The following is a 22,028-nucleotide window of genomic DNA, read 5'->3' as shown; positions in this document are numbered from 1 at the left end:
GGGGTCTGGATGCTGCTCTCAACGGCTATTCACAGCAATTTGTCCTGTGGCGGTTGGAAGCCGGGCTTGTACGCAGCGAGCATATCATCGGGCAGGACGATCAAGCGCGGGCCGGCGGTGTACAGCAAACCGGCTTCGATCCGGCGGCCCGGGAAGATAACGGACAGCACAGCGACATAGGCGGCCATCTGACGCAGATGTGGGATGGGTATGGCGGTATCGTCCTGCGGCACCCTGTTCCCTGTCTTGAAGTCCACCAACTGAACGACGTCCGGACGGACCAGAAGACGATCCACGGTTCCGCTGATGACGATGTCACCCACAACAGCAGCAATAGGCGCTTCGGCCAGTGCATCGGACGAGAACACGTCAGCGAAGTCCGGTGCGTCTATGACGGACATCGCATGATCGATTATGGTGCATCGGTCAGAATAAGTCGACACGCGAAAAATGTTTTTCAGCCAGCGATCCGCAGATTCCCGGCGTTGTTCGGGAGGCAAATCGGGTAGTCGTTCCAACAGGGCATGGAGCATCTTACCCCGCTCGGCAGCCTGTCGCTGGGCGGGCGATGGCGGGGGATAAGGTGTATCGTCCTCAACCGGCGCCGATGGGGCCAGCGGACGCGGCGGGCGCGCTTCGACTGGTGCAGGCTGGCGAAGCCACACCGGCTCTGCCGCGGCTTCGGTTACGGTGGCATCCCGTTTACTGGGCTTGGCAGCGGGCAAATCGTCTTTACCTCGCCAGATCCGACGGGCGTTCCATAGCGGATCGGCTTCCCATTCAGTGCCTAAGGCGATCAACCCGCGCTCGACAGCAGCATGCCAGCTTGCTTCGGGCACAATGCCTTTGGCCCGTGCGGACAGCGACCCGGCGATAACGAGTTTTTCTTCCGCGCGGGTCAGAGCGACATATAGAAGTCGCCAGTGTTCCTGCCTGTCGGCTGCTGCGGTCGCTTCGAACGCCTCCGCAATTGGGCCGAAGCGTTCCGCTTTACGAGGCGCCAACAGAGGCAGCTTTCCTTCGGCCAGTTCCCAATCCAGCCCATCCGTGCGGTTGCCCGCGTCCGGATCATGTGCCGCGTCCGCCAGGATCACGACCGGCGCCTGCAGCCCCTTGGCACCATGGACCGTCAGCAGGCGAACGGCGTCGCCTTGCGCGGCGGCATCTCGCACGATTTCTACATCGCCCCGGTCAAACCAATCGACGAAACGCTGAAGCGTGGGCTGGCCATCCTGTTCGAACGCGAGGGCAGCGTTGAGCAATTCCTCGATAGGATCGCGCGCCTCGACGCCAAGGCGGCGTATGAGCGCGCGACGCCCCTGCATCGGCCCGGACAGGATTTGTTCAAGGTAGCGATAGGGCGTCGTGAAGTCCGCCTGCGCCAGCAGATCGCGCAGGGGCTGGATGATCGGTTCGGGGACGGTTGCGCGCAGATGCGACCATAAGCCGACACGTCGCGCGTGCGCACGATCCAACAATTGCTCCTGCGTCCATCCGATCAGGGGGGAGACAAGAAGGTTGGCGAGGTTGAGGTCGTCTTCCGGCTGCACCGCAAAGCGCAGGGCAGCGAGGAGATCGCGCACGGCCAGCGGGGCATTGAGGCGCAGGCGATCGATCCCCGCAACCGGCACCCCGGCCTCATATAATCGCGCCACGATTAGGCGGGCCAGATCGCCACGTTTGCGCACGAGGATCATGACGTCGCCTGCCGTCATGGGGCGCCCCTTGCTTTCCAGCATCGTGGGCGCTGCGATCCAATCACGGATCTGCTTGGCTATGTTCTCGGCCAGTTTGCGGTCCTGATCCGAAAGCCAGTCTTCCTCGCCCTCTGGTTCGCTTTCGTCATCCTCCTGTAGTCCGGCAGCTACGGGTCGTAACAGTATGACTTTACCCGGAAATCGATTGGCGCTGACATGGTGCACGCTGTCCGACGCGAAGCCGAGCGCACCGGGATCGAGAGCAGCGATGGTGGCATCGACCGCTTCCAGAACGGCTGGGGTCGAGCGGAAACTACGGTCCAATGAAAGGTCGTGAAAGCTGTGGTTTGCCGACGCCGCATAGGCAGCGAAACGGCGACGGGCATATTCGAATGCCAGCGGACTGGTCCCCTGAAAACCGAAGATCGCTTGCTTGAAATCGCCGACCGTAAAGATGGTTCGGACCTTGTCGCCTTTGGCGCCTTCTCCGGCGAAAAACTCTCCAGCAAGCGCTTCAACTATTTGCCATTGCTGAACATTTGTGTCCTGCGCTTCGTCGACGAGAATGTGATCGGTCTGCTGGTCGAGCTTGTAGCGGACCCAGTCGCCCATGCCCGGTTCGCTGAGCAGAGATTGTGCGCGGGCGATGAGGTCGTCGAAATCGACCGCGCCCGCTTGCTGCTTTGCAACGGCATAGGCCTTAGCAAAAGCGTGTCCCGCGCTGAGCGCCTGTGCCAGCAGGTCTGCATAAAGGGCGCGTTCGCGAAGGGCGAGCAGATCGAGGCATTTTTGGCCCAACCGGATGGCAACCCCTGCGTAGTCGCCTTCTGCTGCAATCAGCTTTGGAGAATATTTGCGGGGCTCTCCCTGCTTGGTGCAGAAGATGCTGAGTAGCGTATCGAGGCCTGCGGCACGACCCGCCGCATCCGCAACACGCCAGGCGGCTACCTTGTCCGCATCCGCCAAGCCCGTGGCTGTGCCCCAAGCGGCATTGGCGGCAGCGATCCGCGCAAGGCCGTGCATGTCGAAGGCATCATCTGTGCATTCCGCTGCAATGGCGGCTTCGACATCGCCGGGGGGCAGATCGAGCGATTGAAACAGCCATGTTCGGATGTCTGCAGGCAATGACGTCATGACGTCATATCTGCGCGCACAGCGCATAAGGTACGCTTCGGCTGCCCCCTCTCCCAGACGTAGGCTCAGTGCCTGGAGCGCGCCCATCAGCGCTCCTTTACCGGTCGCTTCGGCATTGAGCACCATTTCAGCCAATGCCTGCCGCGCCAGTTGCGCCTGTTCGCGGGCTTCCAGCGGACGGAAGCCAGGGATCAATCCCGCTTCGACAGGGAAAGCGGACAGCAACTGCTGACAGAATGCATGAATTGTCTGAATGCGCAGGCCGCCGCCCGTTGCTTCCAGAACTTCGGCGAAAAGTCGACGCGCGTGATCCTGTGCTTCTGGCGTGTAATCTTCGGCTAGAGCGCGCAAATCGGCTGCAAGCGCGGGACCGTCCATCTGCACCCATGCCGCCAAGCGATTGTGAATGCGTTCTGCCATTTCGGCGGCGCCCGCTTTCGTAAACGTCAGGCACAGGATGTTTTCGGGCCTGACGCCACTTAACAGCAATCGGTAAACACGAGCCGTAAGCACATGCGTTTTACCGGTTCCTGCCGAAGCGGATAGCCAGACGTGGCTATCCGGCGTGGCCGCGATGGCTTGCGCCCCGTGGAGAGCCTGAAGTGCGGTCGCGGGCTTAGTCATTACGTCCGTACCACTCTTCAAGCCGCATCAACTGGTCGTAATCGGCATATGTGGGAATTTCCGGATGGAGTTTTGCAACGAAGGGGTCCGCGCCAGTCAGCCAGCGGGCAGCGGCTTCCTCAAACTGATCGAGCGCTTGTGTCGTAAAATCGGCGGTTACGATCTTTCCGCGTTTACCTGCCGCATCGGTGGGGCTTTCCCTATAGCCGAAACTGTCTCCCTTTTTGCCGAGTGACCAGTATTCGAAAGATCCGGATATGCCCGTCACATTCCGGTCCGCAAAGCCGCCATGTTCCAGTATCAATCCTAATAGCCCAAGCTGCATTGCGAAGCCCGCCTGCACTTGTTTGGCGCGAGGGGGTTTGCCGGTCTTGTAGTCGATAACGGCCCATTGGCCGTTGGGCAGACGGTCTATGCGATCCGCAGTGCCATTGAGGGTAATACCCGCGATAACTGCCTTTCCGGCGGCCTCGACCAAGCCTATATTTCGACCTTCGGCCATATCTTCAGCAACTTGCGCGGCAATCCAATGAATAGCTGCGAGAAGGCGGGGTTGCCAGAGTGCGCGCATCAGGGGATGGGCATCGGCGCGGGCGAGCATGTCCGTCGCCCGCTTTGCCAACTTCGCGGGGTCGCGGTTATCCTGTTCGGCCCAATGCTGCAGAATGCGGTGCACTTCGGTGCCGCGCCATGCGGCGCTGGGGTCTGCATCAACAGGATCGAGCACCGAAAGGCGCAATATTTTGCGCGCATAAAATGCGTAGGGATCGGCCTTCAGCCTGTCGACATCGGTAACGGCGATGGCTCGGGGACGAATATCGACGGGAGGGCAAGGCGCAGGGCGATCCGCCGGTTCATGGGTGGCCGCATGGTCGAGCGAACGGGCCAGAGCGACATAACGATCCGCCTCTTTCCAGTTCGCCCCGGCCATTGCCTTCAGGCGCAACCAGAAACGCGATGCGACGGCAGGCGCGCTGGCATCGCGCCTTGCGCGGGTGATGAGGACGCGCGGCGCACCAAGCGCGCTCGCGAAGTCATGGGCCGACAGGCCGATCCGGCGTTCCAGACCGGGAAGGCCCAGTTCCTGTCGGATGCGTGGTGCGAGCCATGGGTCCGGCGCAGGCAATGCGGGCCATGTGCCTTCGTTCAGCCCCGCCAGGATCATGAGGTCGGTCTGTTGCAACTGCGCCTCGACCAATCCAAGGATCGCGATGCGCGGATGGCCGCCCTGTGGCGGGCGGATAGCCACCTGTCCCAGCATCCTTTCGAGCAAGGCCGGAATGGACTGCGGCGAAGCGTCGAGCGGCCCTTCCGGGGCGGCAGCTTCCATGTCAGCGAAAAAGGCTGCAGCGGCATGGCCCTGATGCCCAGCCCAGACGGCGTCGTTGCTCATTATGCTAGCAGTCGTGCGCAGGGCAGCGAGGAGCGTGGCGAGGTCGCCGCCCGCAGCGAAGGCGCTCTCCAAGCGGTCGAGCAAAGCGCGGGCGTCGGGCCACCACGTTGCGACTTGCGCGCGAAGGTGGGATTGGCGGTCATCTTCCCGGGGAAGCAACAGCGCGTCAACACCCGATAGTCCCGCAGACGGGCGTGGGCCGCGCAGCAACAGGTCAAAGCGCCTCACATGCTCCAGCCATCCCAAGCGCGTTTCCCCGCGCCTGACGAGCGGATGCTTGAGCAAGTTGAGCAACGCCACGGGCGCGAACCGCTCCGCTGCCGCTTCGGCCAGTGCGATGAGCAATGTGCCGGGCAAAAGGCGCGAAAGCGGTTGCCCAGCAGAATCGTCCGCATCGATCCCCCAGCGGCGCAGGTGCGCAGCGACACGGGTAGCCAGAGCGCGGTCGGGCGTGACCAAGGCAGCGGTCCGTTCAGGCGTTTCCAGCGCTTCGCGCAGGGCGATGGCAATGGCCTGCGCTTCTTCGGCAGGGGTCGCGACTTCGAGCGCCTCTACGCCTGCCAGAGAACGCTCCGCCGTTTCCAGATCGCGCCATTTGGCAGTAAGCTGCGGCACCAGCATGGCGTGCGAGATATTGCGGCTGCGGATGGCGCGGGCGTCGTGACCCCCGCCCCATCGCCAGAGCGCGACCTCTTCGCGTGCCACGCCCATCTGATCGAGCAAGCGTTTCAGCGCATATTGCGGATGCGTTTCGTGCGGACGGCGGCTGCGCCCCGTTACCGGATCGGGCGGGAATGGACCGATGGCGTCCCATTCCTCCGCATTCATATTCTGATCGAGATCGGCGAGAACGACCTGTCCGCGCTCCATTCGGGCCACCTGCTTCAGCAGGGCCGCAACGGCGGGGGCGGTCGTGGAGATACCAGCGGCGATGACGAAACCGGGTGGTGCCGCCTCTGCCCAACGACGAGCGACATGATCCAGCAGGCGGTTGCGACGATCCGCCATGTCGATCATAGCACGATCGGCCAGCACCTGCGGCCATATATTTAGAATGATCTCAAATAGTTCGAGCGACTTCTGCCAATGCGATGATAGCTCCTGGGTCAATTCCAGATCGTGGATGCGGCGGGGATCGACTTGCTCAATCAGCAGTTGGTCCAGCGTACTCGCCAAGGCCTGCGCCAGTCTTATGGCTTCGGCTGCATCGACTGGCTGACCGCTGCGCGCGCGCGCATGCTGGACAAGGCGGGCCAGCACCATCTGCCGTTCCATCGGGGGAATGGCCGGCGGAATGTCAGCCCCTGCCCCCATCGGATCGAGCGCACTGCCAAGCGTTTCGTCCAGTTCCGGGTCGCCGATGGGGACTAAGCGAGGAAGCAGCAAGCCACCTTCGGCGCGGCGCACGAAAGCCTCTGAAATGGAACGGGCCGCGCGGTTGGTCGGGACCAGAATGATGCCGCGGGCCAGCGCCATGGGATCGCTGCCATGCTGCGCAAGAACGCCAGCGGCCAGCGCATCGGAAAATGCCCGGTGGGCGGGAATGGTGTAGACGGCTGGCCGGGTGCGCTCACCCATGAGCTAGCACGTTTTCCACTACCGGGATGGCCTGCGGCGTGCCGACATCGAACCATAGCCCCTGATGAGAAACACCATAGAGGCGCCCTGATTCTATGGCGCGGTTCCAGAAGACATTTGTGGAGAAGACGTCGCCGGGCGGGTCGATCAGGAGGCGTGGCGACATGATCTGAACACCGGTAAAGACGAACGGCGCTATATGGCCGGGTTTGCGGCGCGACAGGCGACCGGTGGTGTCCATGTGAAAGTCGCCGGGACCAGTGTGGCAATTGGCGCGGGCGTGGGGCACCATCAGGAGGAGCGCGTCCATTCTGGCGTCATCCCAATGGTCCGCCAGAAGAGCGACGCTGTTGCGCGGTCCGTCGATCCAGAGATTGTCGCTGTTGGCGCACAGAAAGGGCGCGTCACCCAACAGTGCCTTGGCGTGCATCAGGCCGCCGCCGGTTTCGAGAAGCCTAGTGCGCTCATCCGAGACCACGAGCTCCATTGAACCCTTGCGCGTCTTGAGGTGCGCCTCGACGGTACTGGCGAGATAGTGGACGTTGACGACGACCTTTTCGATGCCGCCTGCCTCCAGCCGATCAAGAGCGTGATCCATCAATGCCTTACCAGCCACCTTTACCAAAGGTTTGGGGCGAGTGGCGGTGAGCGGCCGCATCCGCTTGCCCAGACCGGCGGCCATCAGCATGGCTGTGCGGATATGCGCGCTCATTTGCCTGCAAGCGCCTGATGGCGTTTGTCAGTAGGGATGTTGGCGGCGAACCAATCAGCTACCGGCGCCAACGCAGGATGCGCTAAGTCGCGCTCCAATAATGTCCACATGCGCGGCAGGAAATCGAGATAGCGCGGTTTGCCGTCGCGCTGCCAGAGCCGTGTGAATATGCCGATGATCTTGGCATTGCGTTGCGCGCCCAGGACGGCGTAGGCGGCGTCGAAATCGCCATGAGGGGCAGCAATCGCCTTGTAATGCGCGATCATGGCTGTTTCGATTTCGGGAGACACGTCGCGACGTGCGTCCTGTAGCAGGGACACAAGATCATAGGCCGGATGACCGATCAGCGCGTCCTGAAAATCCAATAGGCCAAGCCCACGCGATTGTTCATGACCGGGAATCAGCATGATATTCTCGGCATGATAGTCCCGCAAAACCGTGACTTTCGGCGCATCGTCATTCTCGACGATCGGCAAAATGGCGTCCCAGGCCTTCGTGTATCCCGCTTCATCCGCGGTTAGGCCGACCGCCGGGCAAAACCATTCGGTCAACAGCGCAGCTTCGCGATGATAGACCGACCGATCATACGGCGGCACGGCGGCGGGAGGGAGCTTGTGCAGGTCGGCCAGCAAAGAGACGGCACGTGTATAGACGCTGTGTTCCTCATGCGGGGACGCATCGAGATATTCACGGACGCGGAGATCGCCAAAATCTTCCAGCAGGACGAGGCCGTGGTCCAGATCGCGCGCAAAAACTGTAGGTGCGGCAAAGCCTTGCGCGATGAGATGATCGGCCATCAGCAAGAACGGGCGAGGATCTTCATGCGGAGGTGGCGCATCCATCAGCACAGCTTGCCGCGAGGTATCGTGGATGCGGAAATAGCGCCGAAACGAGGCATCTCCAGCAAGCGGTAAGATCTGCGCATCGCCCCAACCTGCTCTTGCGAGGAAGGCGGGCGCAGCTGCGGGCGGAGTCATTGGGGAGGCCATCGGTCTCTCCAAGCGTCCGGGACCAATGCTGTCAAGCGGCGGGTGCCATCGGGCGTTACTTCAATCGACAAAACGAGACTGTGATCCCACAGGCGCGCGCCCAATCGCTCAGGCCATTCGATCATCAGGAGGCTATCAGTCAGGTAATCGTCCAACCCCAGTTCCTGCACATCCGCATCGTCTTCAAGGCGATAGAGATCGACATGGGCAACGGGTAGTCGCACCAGCGGCACGTCATATGGCTGAACGAGAGCGAAGCTTGGGCTAGGCGCGTCCTCCTCCAACCCAAGGGCAGAGAGCAGTCCGCGCGCCAAGGTGGTTTTACCCGCGCCGAGCCCGCCCTTCAGCGCAATAACATCGCCCGAGCGAACGACGGTGGCAAGGCGTGCGCCAAGGACGCGCATCGCGGCATCATCCACGACAATCATGTCAGGCACTCGGCGCGCTTTCGCGAGGGAGATCGATGGTGATGAGCGTCCCCTGCCCCGGCTCGGACACCAAAGTCAGCGTGCCACCATGCGCATCGACCAATTGTCGGGCGAGCGGCAAGCCGAGACCGAGCGTTTCGCCGCGCTTTGCCTGATCGGCACGACTGAAGCGATCGAACACGCGCGATTGCGCTGTGGCGTCCATGCCCGGACCATTATCCGAAACGATGAGACGCGCAGTACGAAGCTGGCCATCGCCATACACCAGCACCCTGCTGCCCGCCGGGCAATAGCGTACGGCATTGTCTAGGACACGATCCAGCGCTTGCCCCAAGCGACGCGCATCGCCCTGGATGCGGCCCAAAGACGGCTTGATATCGATCACGAAATCGAGCCCCTTTTCCTTGGCAGCATCCGCCACGCGCTTCGCACTTTCCCGAGCAACCGCCGCCAAATCGACAGAACGGCTTTCCAGCGGCAGCGCGCCAGCCTCTCCCTGGGTAAGATCCAACACATTGTCGATCAATACTGCGAGGCGCCCGGTGCTTTGCATGATGGCGTCGACATATTCCGCGGCGGCTGTGGGCAACACACCTGCGAACCCTGCCTGCATCATCTCGGCAAAGCCAGAAATCGATGTGAGCGGCGTCCTTAGTTCGTAGCTCATGTTCGAAAGGAATGCGGTCTTCAGCTTGTCGGTTTCGATGAGCGATTCATTCCGGTCGCGCAGGACCTGTTCCATGCGGCGGCTGTCCGTGACATCGAGCATCGTGAAAAGCGCGTTGCCATCGGGCAGCGGTATGGCAGCGAAATCGAATACCCGGCCATCGGCGAAGGCGACGCGCCCGCCACGCTGCTTGCGTTCTACAGTGGCAGCACGGACCAGTTCACGAACGAGGCTGGCCTGCTGCGGCTTCGAAAGGTTCTTCGCTACCTTCTGCATCAGTTCGTCGATGCGTGGATGGGAGCCGAGGAGGCTCTCCTCGACACCCCATATCTGGCGGAAGCGGCTGTTCCAAAGGTGCAAGCGCCCGTCCGAGGCGAATACCCCGATCGCCTCGAACAGATTGTCGAAGGTTGCCGTGCGGACGCGCAGGAGCGTATCTCGGGCGCTGGAAAGCTGAACCTGTTCGGTGCGATCCTCGAAAATCAGCAGCAAGCCGCCGTCGGGCAAGGGTTGCGCGAAAACGCGCAAATGCGTGCCATCGGCGAGCAGCCAGTTTTCCTCCTGCGCATCGGCGGACAAAAACCAGTCGCGGCGCTCGGCGCGCCACGCGGGAAAGTCGCGATGTTCGGGGATGCGGCCCATTTCGCGCATCCGGTCCAGTACCCGCTCGAATTCCGGCGTGTCCGCCAGATGCTCGGGCTTGAGACCAAAAAGACTGCTGAAAGGCTGGTTCCAGAATTGCAGCGATCGATCTGCACCGAACTGGGCGACGCCCGCGGACAGGCGATCGAGCAAGTCGTGCTGGGCTGTTTCAAATCGCCGATGTTCAGCGCGCGCCTGCTCAAGCTCATGCATATCGATGGCGAAGCCAGCGATACCCGCGTCTCCAAGCGGAACGTCCACAACGCGCATAACCCGACGCGCGCCATCGATGGTCGCCGGCACGAGGCGGGCCAGCGGCTCTGCGCTTTCCGCGGCCTGCGCTGCGGCTGCCATCGGGCTTTTGCCGTCCAATGCCTCGACCAGCTCGATGCCTTCACGGATGACCTGCTGCGCCGATTCGGCGTCTACCGCCGCGACATACGCGCTGTTGACGAGTGCGAGGCGCAAGTCCGGGGTGCGGTGCCACATGGGCAGTGGCGCTGCCTCGATCAGTCCGGATAGGGATTCGAGCGCCGCGCGCAATTGATCGCGATCCGCCTGAAGCCCATGGATCTCTGCCTGGGCGTCGGTCGCGTCGAATATCCAGAGGATGACGCTGCCCGGTGCGCCCATGCTCGGGCCAGCAGGCGCACCGCGCACGAGAAGCGAGCGGGCAGACCCTACCGCGCGAACGGGACGCGAGAAGCTTTTGCCTGCGCGCTGAGCCGAGGCGATGTCTGTTGCGAGCTGTGCGCCGTCTTCCGGCCGCAACCCGCCGTCTGCCGCCGTAAGTTCGGAAGCGAAGGCAGGCACACGCTCCCGCCCCAGCCAATTGGCAAGCCGCTCGGGCGTTTCGATGCGTCCGTCGGGCCGGATCATCACGGGAAGCGCAGGGGCCGATTGCAGCAGGCTACCGAGGCGATCCGCCTGCGCGCGGGCATGAGCGCCTTCGCGACGCATCTTAAGGCCGGTATGTACCGCCCACACGCCGCCCGCCAGCCACAGTGCCACCGTTACACCGATCAGAACCATGGCAATGGGGGATAGCGACAGCATCAGTGCCTATCTCCCCCTGCTCGACCGATCCTCTTCATACTCCCCGCCTATCGCAAAGATTGCACGGCGTGAAGCGGTTGCGCTCACCGATCCTGAATTCTCTGCAAACCATATGAAAAAGGCGCCGGATAACCCGACGCCTCTTTCTTAATAGCCTGCAGCCGCAGATCAGTAGCGGTAATGATCCGGCTTGAACGGGCCTTCCGTCGGGACGCCGATATAGTCGGCCTGTGCCTTGGTCAGCTTGGTGAGCTTTACGCCCAGCTTTTCCAGATGCAGCGCCGCGACCTTTTCGTCGAGGTGCTTGGGCAGGACATAAACGTCGTTCTGATAGGCCGAACGGTTGGTCCATAATTCGATCTGCGCCAGCACCTGATTGGTGAAGCTGGTCGACATCACGAAGCTGGGATGGCCGGTAGCATTGCCCAGGTTCACGAGGCGACCCTTCGACAGTACGATCAGCTTCTTGCCATCGGGGAATTCGACTTCATCGACCTGCGGCTTGATTTCGACCCACTTCATGTTGTTCAGGCCGCCGATCTGAATCTCGCTGTCGAAATGGCCGATGTTGCAAACGATCGCCATGTTCTTCATTTCGCGCATGTGATCGACGGTGATCACATCGGCATTGCCGGTGGCGGTGCAGAAGATGTCCGCACGCTTTACCGCGTCTTCCATGGTGACGACTTCAAAGCCTTCCATCGCGGCCTGAAGCGCGCAGATGGGATCGACTTCGGTCACGAGGACGCGCGCGCCACCGTTGCGAAGCGACTGGGCCGAGCCCTTGCCGACATCGCCAAAGCCGGCAACGCAGGCGACCTTGCCGGCGAGCATGACATCAGTTGCGCGGCGGATCGCGTCGACCAGCGATTCCTTGCAGCCATAAAGGTTGTCGAACTTGCTCTTGGTCACGCTGTCGTTGACGTTGATGGCGGGGAAAGGCAGCTTGCCCTTCTTCGACAGTTCATAAAGCCGATGCACGCCGGTGGTCGTTTCTTCCGAAACGCCCTTGATCGCCTGAACCGTCTTAGTCAGGAAGCCTGGCTTTTCGGTAAGCACGCGACGGAGCGTCTTTACGAAGATTTCCTCTTCTTCGTTCGAAGGCGTGAACAGGTCTTCGCCTGCTTCGACACGGGCGCCCCAGAGCGCGAACATGGTGGCATCGCCGCCATCGTCAAGGATCAGGTTGCAGGTTTCGCCATTGCCCCAATCGAAGATGCGTTCGACATAATCCCAATATTCTTCAAGGGTTTCGCCCTTGATCGCGAACACCGGCACGCCCGAGGCGGCGATGGCGGCAGCGGCGTGATCCTGCGTCGAATAAATGTTGCACGTGGCCCAACGGACCTGCGCACCCAGCGCGGTCAATGTCTCGATCAGAACGGCGGTCTGGATCGTCATGTGCAGCGAGCCGGTGATGCGCGCACCCTTGAGCGGCTGCGAAGCACCGAATTCCTTGCGCAGAGCCATCAGGCCGGGCATTTCGGTTTCAGCGATGTCCATTTCCTTGCGACCGAAGTCAGCGAGTGAAATGTCCTGAATGACGTAGTCGGCCGGGTTAAGGGCTGGGGCGGTGGCCACTGAGAAATCTCCTGATCATGGGCGCCCCCAAGTCCGACAAAGTGCGGGCATGGCGACGGATGCAGGTTCCCTACCAATCGCATCGCAACTAATCAAGGCAATATAAAGATTTCTTTATATTGGTTGGATTTCAGGCTTGTCCCGGTGCGCTTGTCAGCATCGCTGCATCGATGCCGCTGGCGGCGAAGGCGCGCGACCATCGACTGCGTGTCGGCGTATCGAACAGGAGACGGCTTTGCGCTGGCGCAAGAAACCAGCCATGCCCCGTCATTTCCGCTTCAAGCTGTCCCGCGCCCCAGCCTGCATATCCCAATGCCACCAGATACCGACTGGGGCCACGACCCTCGGCAATGGCTTTCAGAATATCGAGGGAGCCGGACAAACCCCATAGATCGTCCACCTGCACCATGTCCTGACCGCCCCAGTCCAGCGAATGGAGGACGAAACCGCGCTGCGGTTCAACGGGGCCGCCGCGAAGGACCGGTGTGTCGGGTACGTTGCTGCCGTCGAGATCGAACGTCGACAGCAATTCCCGCAGGCCGAGCCCGCCGATCTCCGAACCGACGTCGACACCCATCGCGCCATCGGCGTCATGGACACACAGCGCAATGACCGCATGGTCGAAATTCAGGTCACCCATGCCCGGCATGGCGAGCAGCAAATTTCCAACATAGTAGGGAGGCAGATCCATGCCCCGACTATAGGGACGCTTCACCGGGTCGCCAATGGCTCGGTTTAACAAGATTTACGCACAAGGCGCTCATTGGCTTTAATTGCCGCGAATGCTTGACTAACGCGCATCCAGGCACGACCTCCCGGTCACGTTTCCGCTCATCCACCAACAGGAGATTATTCGATGACCATCGCAAAAGGCGACAAACTGCCCGAAACCACCTTCGTCACGATGACCGAGAATGGTCCAGAGCCTGTCGACAGCGCAAACTATTTCGCCGGTAAGAAGGTCGCACTGTTCTCCGTTCCCGGTGCTTTTACGCCGACCTGCTCGGCCAAGCATCTGCCCGGTTTCATTGAAAAGGCCGCCGATCTGAAGGCAAAGGGCGTTGATGAAATTGCCTGCACGGCGGTGAACGATCCCTTCGTGATGGGTGCCTGGTCAAAGTCTGCCGGTGCTGACGGCACCGTTACCATGTTGGCGGATGGCAATGGCGCCTTCGCCAAGGCTGTCGGCCTGGAAATGGACGGGAGCAAATTCGGTCTGGGAACGCGGGGACAGCGCTTTTCCATGATCGTAAACGACGGCATCGTCGAAGAGTTGAACGTGGAAGCCGCCGGTGATTTCAAGGTCTCCAGCGCCGAACATATGCTCGGCCAACTGTAATCATATCTGCGCCTCTGTCCTCGTGACAGGGGCGCAGCTTACATACTCTGTTCCGTTTCGACGGGTTTCGCGGTAACAGGACGCGATGACAAGAATCATCGGCTCACCGAGCATTGGCACCGCCATCGTCGCCCAACTGGACGACATCTATCAGGCATCGATACAGTCCCTGCGCGACGCGATGCAGGAATATGCCCGGACAGGGACCGTGCCAGGGCCGCAATCCAAGGTCGATCGCCGCTTTTGCTACCCACAGCTTCGCGTACATTATCAGGGTGAAGGCGATGCGCCACCGCCCGGCAGATCCTTTGCACGTTTGTCGCATGCGGGCGACTACGCCACGACCGTTACACGCCCGGCGATGTTTGCCGATTATCTCGCCGAACAGATCGACTTGCTCGTCGCGGATTACGGGGTCGAAGTCGAAGTCGGCCTGAGCAATCAGGAAATCCCGTTTCCTTATGTTCTGGACGGTCTGGATATGAGTGCGCTGGACGGCGTACCGCCCACAGAACTGGCCCGCCATTTTCCGGCGACTGAGCTTGCAGAGATTGGCGACGAAATAGCCGATGGCTTGTTCCTGCCCGGCCTTGGCGGCGAGCGCCCCCTCGCCCTGTTCGATGGGTTGCGAACCGATTTTTCGCTTGCTCGACTGAAGCACTATACCGGAACGCCGGCCGAGCATGTGCAGCGGTATATCCTGTTCACCAACTACCATCGCTATGTCGATGAGTTCGTCGCATGGGCTTGCGCGGAATTGAAGAAGCCGGGAAGTCGCTATGTCGCCCTTTCCGGTGCCGGCGGTGTCTATGTGACATCCGAAACCGCCGATCCTGCGCGGATGATAGCGGACAGCGCCTGGCGGCGGCACCAGATGCCAGCTTATCATCTCATTGCGGACGACCGCAGTGGTATTTCGCTGGTGAACATCGGCGTTGGCCCCTCGAATGCCAAGACGATCTGCGACCATCTGGCGGTGGTGCGCCCGGAAGCATGGTTGATGATCGGCCATTGCGGAGGCCTTCGCCCCAGCCAGCGGATTGGGGATTATGTTCTCGCCCATGCATATTTGCGCGACGACCATGTTCTCGATGATGTCCTGCCCCCCGAAATACCGGTTCCGGCGATTGCCGAGGTTCAGGTGGCGATGGCCGATGCCGCTGAAATGGTGCTGGGAAGCGGCGACGATTTCAAGCGGCGCCTTCGTACCGGCACCGTTGTCACAACCGACGACCGTAACTGGGAACTGCGCTATTCGAAGTCGGCGTTGCGCTTCAGCCTGTCGCGCGCCGTCGGGATAGACATGGAGAGCGCGACGATTGCGGCTCAGGGATACCGGTTCCGCGTGCCCTATGGCACGCTGCTGTGCGTGTCCGACAAGCCAATCCATGGCGAATTGAAGCTGCCGGGGCAAGCCAACCGCTTTTATGAAGAGGCGATTGCCGGTCACCTGAGAGTGGGATTGGAAACGTGCGAATTGTTAAGACAACAGGGAGCGCGCCTTCATAGTCGCAAGCTACGCGCGTTCAACGAGCCGCCCTTCCGATAAATTTTATACGGACGCCTGGACCAGGTGCGGTTGGTTAGGGGCGTTTTGCCCCCCCTGCCAAATGGTCACCCGATTGCGGCCGCGTTGTTTGGATTCGTATAATGCGCGATCGGCGCGCGCGACCAGGTCATCCAGGCTTACGTCACCGGGCCGCAAGGCGGTCACACCGAAGCTTGCGCTGATGCTGCCCGGGGGCATTCGGTCGACGGCCAGCTTTTCAATACCCGCACGCACGCGCTCCATTACTTCGGCGGCCTCTGCCTCCGACGCATCGAGCAACAGGACGCAGAATTCGTCGCCGCCGAACCGTGCAGCAAGATCGCCCTGGCGGATTGCACCCATGAGAACCCGCGAAAAGGCGCGCAAGGCTGCATCGCCGACAATATGCCCATGACCGTCATTAACGTCCTTGAAGCTATCCATATCGCACATCACGGCGGCCAGATTGCGCTCATGCCGCTTTGCATAAGCAATGGCGCGCGCCCCGGCTTCATCGATACCCCCGCGATTCAGCAAGCCGGTTAGCTGATCGTTGCTGATCAGCATCCGAAGCTGAAGGGAAAGATCGCCGGCAATAACGACGATCGCCGTCACGCCCATTGCGACATAAATAGCGGGCAAACCGAGCGCCAGCGTATACCGATATGCCATCACCGCGGCGTCCGTGCCTTCCGGCGGCAAAGCCAGCCCCATGACTGTCACCAGACCTTCGAACAGGACGAAGACGATCAGCATCGAGAAGAATGCCTTTTCGGGGGCCGTGAACGACCTCCCTCTCGGCCATATCGCGACTGCAGCGGCAGCCATCATCACCCCCGTATAGGCGCTGATGATGCCACTTTGCATTGCCCGCGTGCCTATAGGACTATGGGCCACTGCGCAGCCGATGACAGCAAGCCCCGCCCCAACCAGAAATTGCGGCCAGCGAACAGGCATGTTTGCGCGCACGCGCGCGCCCATGACGACCAGCGAACTACTGGCCAGCACACATACGGCTGCAATGAATATCAACGGAGGGCTTTTGAGAAAGAGCCCCGATGTATTAAAAATCCACTGCACAACGGCAATGCCATAAGACAATGCCCAGAACATCACATGTCGCTGCCGCCCGAAATGTTGCCACGCCAATGTCAGCGTGAAACACATGATGGCGCTACTGAAAAACAGAACGGACAAGATGACAAGATTTGGGTTCACGGCAGTTCTGTAACTTCCCGTTATGGTGCAACGCAGCTTCGCGGACGGGTTTTACGGATTAACTGTGTAGTGTCACCATATTTCGAACGGATATTTGGTAGAAAGTTCAGGCCGTCAGAAATGCCGCCATTGTTTCTCCAAGTGCTTTTTCAGTAACACTACTCATATGCGTTCCCGGCACTTCCGCCAGCCGGGCGTTGGGCAGAAGATCGACAAGGGCTTCAGGCGAGCCATTATCCTTATCCTCGCTCCCGCAGAGAACCAGTGTCGGGACATCGACACTTCTAAGGGTATCCGGATCAACATCCCCAAAGCTGTTGAGCAAGAGCACAGCCGCAATCGGGTCGACCTTCATCGTCTTCATGAACTGGACGGATAGCCATCGCGGATCGCCATGTTTGATCGTGTCGCGATCGGCGATCACCGAAAGGAAAAAATCCCGCCGTTTGGCCCAGCCCGATAACCCTTCCAAACCCATACCCGCCAGAATGACGCGGGCAGGCCGCAACCCTTTTGCCAGCAGCAAGGCACTCGTCCGCGCGCCAAGAGAAAAGCCGCCTAAGTCGAAATCGGTCAATTCAAAATGCGCAATCAAGGCGTGGACGTCGTGGGCCAGCACGTCCTGAGGATAATCCGAAGGATCGTGCGGCGCGGCGCTTTGACCGTGAACACGAAAATCCGGCATGATGACTCGGTAGCCATGTGCGGCAATGGTCGCGGCGTGTCCGAATTTGATCCAGTTCACATGCGCATTGGAGAACAGGCCGTGCAGCAAGAGAAGCGGCCTTCCCTCTCCCATTTCATGAACGGCCAGCATCGCATCGCGATAGCCCGGCACCATATGCGTCGTGATATCAATCGGGGAACTGGCCAATGGAATCTATCCGTCTTTGAGTGGGCGGGACGATATTCTTTTCGCCGCTGCTTGGTGAGACCGCTTGTATCGATTGAGGAAACGCATCGAGCAATAGCCTAAATAGACTTCTTTGCTCTCTATTTCTTTAGCCGATTCTTACGCATTTGAGTCTGCCGCTCAAACCCCCTGCTTGCGCTCTTTAATGAGAATCCTCCTGTCGTCAGGGCAATTGTAAAAATATTTCTGAAAGTTGCTGAGCGAGTATAGAAATTTATAACTATGCTTATTATGTTGGCGCTTATGACAGAGCATCTTGGGTTCTATGTGAACGACATCGGTCGTTTAATGCGTAAGCGTTTTGACGGCGCGGCAAAGCAGTTGGGCGTCACTGGGTCGCAATGGCGCGTGTTGTTCATGCTACATCGGACTCCCGGTATAAACCAGGGTCAGATTGCCGAGCGGCTGGAAGTCGAACCGATCACGACCTGCCGTATGATCGATCGCCTCGAACAGGCCGGACTTGTCGAACGTCGGCGCGACCCGACCGACCGACGGGCGTGGCAGATTTTTCTGACGGATGCTGCCGATCCACTACTGACACAGCTCGGTTTGGTAGCAGAGGACATGCGCTCGCAGAGCCTGCAGGGCTTTTCCATTCGCGAGGTCGAGCAGTTACAGGAGATGCTCGACCGACTTCGCAACAATCTGATTGACGATTATTCCACGGATTTGGATCCCGCAGCTAAAAAGGAAGTTCTCAATGGCTGAAGCCGATCGCCCGATCCGGGAAACGGGGACTCCGGCAATGGCCGTTGAACGGGATGGTTCCGAATTGCCTGAAACAGATCCCATTCAGCGGAAGACGGCAAAACGCGGTAAGCGGCTGGCATTGATGCTATCGGTGCCGCTGCTCCTTGCCGGAGTTGGCGGCTATTTCTACGCGACGAGCGGTCGATCCGTGAGCACTGACAATGCCTATATCAAGCAGGATGTTGTTTCCGTGAGCAGCGACGTTGGGGGGCGCATCGTTTCGGTGAACGTGCGCGAGAACCAGATGGTCAAAGCGGGCGATATTCTGTTCAGGGTCGATCCCCGACCTTATGAGGTTGCCTTGGCCCAAGCCGATGCGGCAATTGCGGCGGCGCAGGTCAAAGTAACAGAATTGCAAACCGACTATAGCACCAGTGGTGTCGGCATCGCGGGCGCGCAAAGCGATGTTACGTTCACCCGCGCCGAATTGCAGCGGCAGCAGGAGTTGATGAACAAGGGTTTCACCACCCGAGCCAAGTTGCAGGCTGCTCAGAATGCCTTCCAGAACGCCCAATTGCGCGTTCAGTTGGCGCAGGTCGATGCCCAGAAAGCCAAAGCATCGCTCGCCACCGGCGCACAGGTGCCCGGCGAGAACCCGGACATCGCCGCAGCCCGTGCCCAGCGCGCCAAGGCGCAGCTTGATCTGACCCGTACCACGGTCCGTGCCCCGACATCAGGTCGTATCAGCCAGTCGGATCGCCTGCAGGTGGGTCAAATGATGGTCACAGGTCTTCCCGCGGTAAGTATCGTTGCCAGCGATCGGAGTTGGGTCGAGGCAAATTTCAAGGAAACGGACCTGGACCATATGTATCCCGGACAACCGGCCGAAGTGCGCTTAGATGCCTATCCCGATTTGAAGCTTCGCGGGCATATCGATAGCATTGGCGCGGGAACAGGCTCCGAATTTGCGGTACTCCCCGCGCAGAACGCCAATGGCAACTGGGTGAAGGTTACGCAGCGCGTTCCTGTTCGCATTGCCTTCGACGATAAATCGCCTCGTCCGATGATTGCCGGTCAGTCCGCAAAAGTGGTCGTCGACATTCGCAAAGCTGGAAAGTAGCAATGGCGGCAAGTAGCGCTGCCCCGGCAAAAGATGCTCCCAATGTCGTAGTCCGCAACAAAGCACTGCTGACCATATCGGTCATGGCAGCAATGCTGATGCAAGTGCTCGATACAACCATCGCCAACGTTGCCTTGCCACATATGCAAGCTGCGCTCGGTGCGACGCAGGACAGTATAACATGGGTGCTGACTAGCTACATCCTGGCCGCTGCAGTCGCTATTCCGCTTACCGGCTGGTTGGCGGCCCGCTACGGCGCACGGAATCTGTTTATTGCGTCAGTGGTCCTTTTCGTGGTGGCTTCGATTTTTTGCGGCATTGCCACAAGCCTGAGTGAGATGGTGGTGTTCAGACTGCTGCAGGGTGTCGGTGGCGCCTTTCTGGCGCCACTCGCTCAAACGATCATGCTGGACGTCAATCGGCCATCAGAACACGCAAAAGCCATGTCGATCTATGGAATGGGGGTCATGATCGGGCCCATCCTCGGACCCATTATAGGGGGGTGGCTGACAGAGAATTATAATTGGAGATGGGTGTTTTTCGTCAACATTCCGATCGGTCTAGCGTGCCTTGTCGGATTATGGTTTCTTTTGCCGCGCAAACCCAACACATCGCGAAAGTTCGATATGGTGGGTTGGGGCATGCTCGCCATAGGATTGGCAGGACTGCAATTGATGCTGGACCGCGGGCCGCATGTCGACTGGTTCACATCTAACGAAATCTGGATTGAAGCAGGTATCGCCGTCACCGGCCTCTGGATGTTCGCGGTACACATGGCAACGGCCCCGAAGCCCTTGTTTCCACCCGCAATGATCCAGGATCGCAATCTGGTTTCGGGCACGCTCCTTATGTTTGTTATTGGCGTCGTGATGATGGCAGCGATGGCGCTGCTCCCGCCATTGCTTCAGAACCTCTTTGGATACTCGGTACTCGATACCGGCATCATTTTATCTTCCCGTGGCGCCGGCGTCTTATTGACGACGGCATTGACTGGCCGAATTGCGGGCGTTGTTGATCAACGTCTGCTGCTTGGATTGGGCTTTGCCATCATGGCCGGATCGTTGGGGTTAATGACCGGATGGTCTCTCGAGATGGACTGGAGACCGATCGTCCTGAGCGGGTTTATCCAGGGGCTGGGGCTGGGCCTCGTGTTTGTGCCGCTTACCGTGCTGAGTTTTGCCACTCTCCCGAATGAGTATCGAACCGACGCGGCAAGCTTGCTGAACCTGTCGCGCAACCTTGGGGCAAGTGTCGGAATAGCGATCGTCACGGCACTGCTGGCACGCAATATTCAGGTGAGCCATGCCGATATCGCAGGGACCGTGACCCCCTATAATCTACCCGCGGACCCAAGCATGGTGAGCGTGCTGGGGTCTGGGGGCGATACGATCATGAGCGGACTGGATGCGATGGTGAACAAACAGGCAGCGATGATCGCCTATCTCGACGATTTTTACTTCATGATGTTCGCTACTTTGGCGGGGTTGCCGCTACTTCTGCTGCTTCGCAAGCCAAAGCGGAAGGCCGATGAAGACGACCTTCCGCATATGGCGATGGAATAGACGCTATCAGCCCTTTTTGAGGTGGCGGCGGCCCAGCAGCTCAGCGATCTGAACGGCGTTCAGTGCCGCGCCCTTACGCAGATTGTCCGATACGCACCACAGGACCAGACCGTTTTCCACGGTCGGATCTTCGCGAACGCGGCTGATGAAGGTGGCGTAATCGCCGACGCATTCGACGGGCGTGACATAGCCGCCATCTTCACGCTTATCGATCAGCATGATGCCGGGCGCTTCGCGGAGGATCGACTGGGCCTTCGTCGCCGAGATTTCATTCTCGAACTCGATGTTGATCGCTTCGCTGTGGCCGACGAACACGGGGACGCGGACACAGGTAGCGACGACCTTGATCTTGGGATCGAGGATCTTCTTGGTCTCGACGACCATCTTCCACTCTTCCTTGGTGAAACCGTCGTCGAGGAAGCTGTCGATGTGCGGGATCACGTTGAAAGCGATCTGCTTGGTGAACTTCTTGGGTTCGGCTGGATCACCGACGAAGATGTTGCGCGACTGTTCGAACAGTTCGTCCATGCCTTCCTTGCCTGCGCCGGACACGGACTGATAGGTCGAGACGACGACGCGCGTGATCTTCGCAGCATCATGCAGGGGCTTCAACGCCACGACCATCTGCGCAGTCGAGCAGTTGGGGTTCGCGATGATGTTCTTCTTCGTATAGCCGTCGATCGCTTCGGGGTTCACTTCGGGCACGATCAACGGAACGTCCGGGTCCATGCGATAGAGCGAGCTGTTGTCGATGACGATGCAGCCCGCCGCAGCCGCCTTCGGCGCGTAGATCTTGGTCGGTTCGGAACCGGCGGAAAACAGCGCGATGTCCCATCCGGTGAAGTCGAAATGCTCGACATTCTTCACCTTGAGCATTTTGCCCGTGTCGCCATATTCAATCGTGGTGCCGGTCGAGCGCGAGGATGCCAGAACCGCAATCTCGTCCGCCGGGAATTCCCGCTCGGCCAGAATGTTCAGCATTTCGCGGCCCACATTTCCGGTGGCTCCGACGACGACGACACGATAACCCATCACAGACTCCAGTACGATTGCCCCTAATATATGGCGCGTTGGCGCATAGCGCGCTGACCCTGTTTGTCCAGTGCAGCTTTGCTTTAGGGCGGGAAAGTTGCGTGCCGTTTATGAATAAGTCG

Annotated in this window: 16 protein-coding genes; 5 read left to right on the top strand and 11 right to left on the bottom strand. The window is 59.9% G+C overall.

The window, feature by feature from the left end:
* Positions 1-29: 29 nt before the first annotated feature.
* The 8 genes from addA to LQ220_RS10090 form a co-directional block, all read right to left on the bottom strand.
* Positions 30-3,455 (bottom strand): double-strand break repair helicase AddA, encoded by a 3,426-nt coding sequence (gene addA, locus LQ220_RS10125; protein WP_230188159.1) that lies wholly within the window; start codon positions 3,453-3,455, stop codon positions 30-32.
* Positions 3,448-6,426, bottom strand: a complete 2,979-nt coding sequence (gene addB, locus LQ220_RS10120) for a double-strand break repair protein AddB (RefSeq protein WP_230188158.1) — start codon at positions 6,424-6,426, stop codon at positions 3,448-3,450. The genes addA and addB overlap by 8 nt, the downstream gene beginning before the upstream one ends.
* Entirely contained in the window at positions 6,419-7,138 is a 720-nt protein-coding gene (locus tag LQ220_RS10115; RefSeq protein ID WP_230188157.1) for a nucleotidyltransferase family protein, read from the bottom strand. The genes addB and LQ220_RS10115 overlap by 8 nt, the downstream gene beginning before the upstream one ends.
* Positions 7,135-8,115 carry a phosphotransferase gene (locus tag LQ220_RS10110; protein ID WP_230188156.1) on the bottom strand — a complete coding sequence of 327 codons (981 nt, stop codon included), beginning with the start codon at positions 8,113-8,115 and terminating at the stop codon, positions 7,135-7,137. Before LQ220_RS10110 ends, LQ220_RS10115 begins: the two co-directional genes overlap by 4 nt.
* Entirely contained in the window at positions 8,112-8,555 is a 444-nt protein-coding gene (gene tsaE / locus LQ220_RS10105) for a tRNA (adenosine(37)-N6)-threonylcarbamoyltransferase complex ATPase subunit type 1 TsaE (protein ID WP_230188228.1), read from the bottom strand. Before tsaE ends, LQ220_RS10110 begins: the two co-directional genes overlap by 4 nt.
* Position 8,556: 1 nt before the next feature.
* Positions 8,557-10,920: a PAS domain-containing sensor histidine kinase gene (locus tag LQ220_RS10100; protein ID WP_230188155.1), complete on the bottom strand. Its 2,364-nt coding sequence runs from the start codon at positions 10,918-10,920 to the stop codon at positions 8,557-8,559.
* Positions 10,921-11,088: 168 nt separating this feature from the next.
* The gene (gene ahcY / locus LQ220_RS10095) at positions 11,089-12,501 is read right to left on the bottom strand and encodes an adenosylhomocysteinase (protein WP_230188154.1); all 1,413 of its coding nucleotides are present in this window, start codon (positions 12,499-12,501) and stop codon (positions 11,089-11,091) included.
* A 130-nt stretch (positions 12,502-12,631) separates the two neighbouring features.
* On the bottom strand, positions 12,632-13,192 hold the full coding sequence (locus LQ220_RS10090; RefSeq protein ID WP_230188227.1) for a YqgE/AlgH family protein: 561 nt from the start codon (positions 13,190-13,192) through the stop codon (positions 12,632-12,634).
* 165 nt (positions 13,193-13,357) lie between these two features.
* On the opposite strand from LQ220_RS10090, the gene LQ220_RS10085 reads away from it, so the two are divergent.
* Positions 13,358-13,840, top strand: a complete 483-nt coding sequence (locus tag LQ220_RS10085) for a peroxiredoxin (RefSeq protein ID WP_230188153.1) — start codon at positions 13,358-13,360, stop codon at positions 13,838-13,840.
* Between the two features lie 85 nt (positions 13,841-13,925).
* Complete coding sequence (locus LQ220_RS10080) at positions 13,926-15,389, top strand: AMP nucleosidase (RefSeq protein ID WP_230188152.1); 1,464 nt, start codon at positions 13,926-13,928, stop codon at positions 15,387-15,389.
* 3 nt (positions 15,390-15,392) lie between these two features.
* Here LQ220_RS10080 and LQ220_RS10075 read toward each other — a convergent pair whose 3' ends face one another.
* A complete protein-coding gene (locus LQ220_RS10075; RefSeq protein WP_230188151.1) occupies positions 15,393-16,535 on the bottom strand; it encodes a GGDEF domain-containing protein in 1,143 nt (380 codons plus the stop codon).
* 157 nt (positions 16,536-16,692) lie between these two features.
* On the bottom strand, positions 16,693-17,427 hold the full coding sequence (locus LQ220_RS10070; RefSeq protein WP_230188226.1) for an alpha/beta fold hydrolase: 735 nt from the start codon (positions 17,425-17,427) through the stop codon (positions 16,693-16,695).
* Between the two features lie 315 nt (positions 17,428-17,742).
* Here LQ220_RS10070 and LQ220_RS10065 point away from each other — a divergent pair, with 315 nt between their 5' ends.
* Genes LQ220_RS10065 through LQ220_RS10055 form a run of 3 tightly spaced genes read left to right on the top strand, consistent with a single transcriptional unit; the run spans position 17,743 to position 20,874 of the window.
* Positions 17,743-18,210, top strand: a complete 468-nt coding sequence (locus LQ220_RS10065) for a MarR family transcriptional regulator (RefSeq protein ID WP_230188150.1) — start codon at positions 17,743-17,745, stop codon at positions 18,208-18,210.
* Positions 18,203-19,312: an HlyD family secretion protein gene (locus LQ220_RS10060; protein ID WP_230188149.1), complete on the top strand. Its 1,110-nt coding sequence runs from the start codon at positions 18,203-18,205 to the stop codon at positions 19,310-19,312. The genes LQ220_RS10065 and LQ220_RS10060 overlap by 8 nt, the downstream gene beginning before the upstream one ends.
* Positions 19,313-19,314: 2 nt before the next feature.
* Positions 19,315-20,874, top strand: coding sequence for a DHA2 family efflux MFS transporter permease subunit (locus LQ220_RS10055; RefSeq protein WP_230188148.1), 1,560 nt, complete (start codon positions 19,315-19,317; stop codon positions 20,872-20,874).
* Between the two features lie 6 nt (positions 20,875-20,880).
* Here LQ220_RS10055 and LQ220_RS10050 read toward each other — a convergent pair whose 3' ends face one another.
* Complete coding sequence (locus tag LQ220_RS10050; RefSeq protein ID WP_230188147.1) at positions 20,881-21,906, bottom strand: aspartate-semialdehyde dehydrogenase; 1,026 nt, start codon at positions 21,904-21,906, stop codon at positions 20,881-20,883.
* Positions 21,907-22,028: the final 122 nt, after the last annotated feature.

This window comes from Sphingobium sp. CECT 9361, from assembly GCF_918741285.1.
Taxonomy (GTDB): Bacteria; Pseudomonadota; Alphaproteobacteria; order Sphingomonadales; family Sphingomonadaceae; genus Sphingobium.
The sequence above is the reverse complement of the archived record's forward strand: the minus strand, read 5'-3'. Positions and strand labels throughout refer to the sequence as shown.